This window comes from Kitasatospora sp. NPDC057595 (assembly GCF_042800875.1).
In the GTDB taxonomy this organism is placed as follows: domain Bacteria; phylum Actinomycetota; class Actinomycetes; order Streptomycetales; family Streptomycetaceae; genus Kitasatospora.
In genome coordinates this window covers 1-427 of record NZ_JBHVGL010000060.1, presented here as the reverse complement: position 1 = coordinate 427, position 427 = coordinate 1, and the positions used below count along the sequence as shown (strand labels likewise).

General features: G+C 46.4%; 1 protein-coding gene. It reads left to right on the top strand.

Annotated elements, in window-relative coordinates:
• Positions 1 to 58 precede the first annotated feature (58 nt).
• On the top strand, positions 59 to 427 hold a 369-nt coding region (locus ACFU9E_RS35395; protein WP_380715689.1), incomplete at its 3' end, for a lysozyme family protein.

Sequence of the window (427 nt, the reverse complement as noted above, 5' to 3'; positions counted from 1 at the left end):
GAACGTCTCCGAGAAACATCTACCTGAAAACCCTAATCGGGCACGAGGTGAATAAAGCATGAAAAAGATTCTTGTCATCAGCCTCATCGTGGCTGCGGCAGGGTATGCCGCCCTTATGGGGTTTATCCTGCTGTTTGGTGACGGAGGAGACGAAGGCGGCCGAGGCGGTATAGACAGTAACATAGCAGGTAAAGCGAAAATCAGTCAGGATGTTGAACGTTATCGCCCCTTATTTGAAAAATATGCTGAAAAGTATGATCTCACAAAGCATATAGACGTAATTATGGCGCTTGTCATGCAAGAGAGCGGCGGCCGACACTTAGACGTCATGCAGTCATCAGAATCAATGGGATTGCCGCCTAACACAATTACTGATCCCGAGGTCAGTATAGATGTTGGAATGAAGCATTTTAAAAGCGTCTTAGAT